This is a genomic window from Bartonella sp. AU18XJBT (genome assembly GCF_028618595.1).
In the GTDB taxonomy this organism is placed as follows: Bacteria; Pseudomonadota; Alphaproteobacteria; order Rhizobiales; family Rhizobiaceae; genus Bartonella.
Window position 1 is genome coordinate 1 of the sequence record NZ_JAQITE010000138.1, and the last position, 1,257, is coordinate 1,257.

The 1,257-nt window shown below is 39.1% G+C and carries 1 protein-coding gene; it reads right to left on the reverse strand.

All coding sequences use genetic code 11. From position 1 onward, the window contains the following. Positions 1–1,257: helicase-related protein (locus PVV60_RS10545; RefSeq protein ID WP_342752821.1), on the reverse strand; the 1,257-nt coding region annotated here is incomplete at both ends.

The following is a 1,257-nucleotide window of genomic DNA, read 5'->3' on the forward strand; positions in this document are numbered from 1 at the left end:
TAAGACAATCTCATTGGCGTGGATATCATGACGGAACTTATATTCCATATCCTCTGGTTTGATGAGATTCGATTGTAATAACCGTGTGATAAAGGTACCCGTTCCAGTGAAAGGGTCAAGAATAGAAACACCCCGTGAACCAAGGCTTTTTCCAAATTCATTGCGCAACACATCATCAACAGAATGAATGATAAAATCAACAACCTCAACGGGCGTATAAACAATTCCAAGCCTATCCGTGGTTTTTTTAAATGCCTTGGCAAAAAAACTTTCATAAAGGTTGATAATAAGATTCTGTTTTGCATGAGTTTCGGTAATCCCTGCTGTACAGAACGTGACACTTTTGTAAAATTTATCAAGATCTTTGGTTTTTTCTTCGATATTGGTTTTATCCAGTTCCGTTAAGATCTTATCCATGGCTTGCGAAATGGCATTGTTGTGGACAAATTCATTGCCCTCAAACAAAGCTTCAAACACGGGACGCGTGACAAGATGTTGGGCTAACATCTCAATCGCTTCTTCTTTTTTTATTTCACTGTTGACGTTGTTCTTTAATTCCTTATGGAATGCATCAAAGGCATGAAAGGCTTCACTGGTTTCATCAGCAAGCAGGTTTTGAAGATGCGTAATATGGTTTTGAGCAATCTCAGCAACATTGTTCGCCCATATGCCCCAATAATCCGTGATTTTAAAACTATCCAGAAAAATGGCTTTGACAAAATCAAAAAATTCAGAACGGCGGAATAAGTCTCCTTGTCCTCCAGATACCGATTGAGATTGGCTTGCTGCTGTTCCAATCACACGTCCAGAACTTTCTGCTTTTGATTGGATCGAGACCTCATCAACTGTTGTGGTAAGCTCTTTTAATTCATCGTCACGCTTAATCTCTATAACCTCAATCGTATGACTGCTATCTTGTCCTAAAGACATTTGATTAATTGTCCGAGCAAGCCTTTCATCATGAGAATGTAAAGCATGCAAAACTTGCCAAACAACACGGTATCTCTTATTGTTTTTTAAAGCTTTTTTGGCTTCTAAGTGTGAAGGAATGATAATGGGTAAAATGATATAGCCCGTTTTCTTATTTGGAGCACGACGCATCACACGTCCTACCGCCTGTATCACATCTACTTGGCTATTACGCGGGTGTAAAAACATGATGGCATCAAGAGCAGGAACATCAATTCCTTCTGAAAGACACCGGACATTGCTTAAGATCCGACAAACATTATTTTCAGCATTTCCTTTAAGCCAATC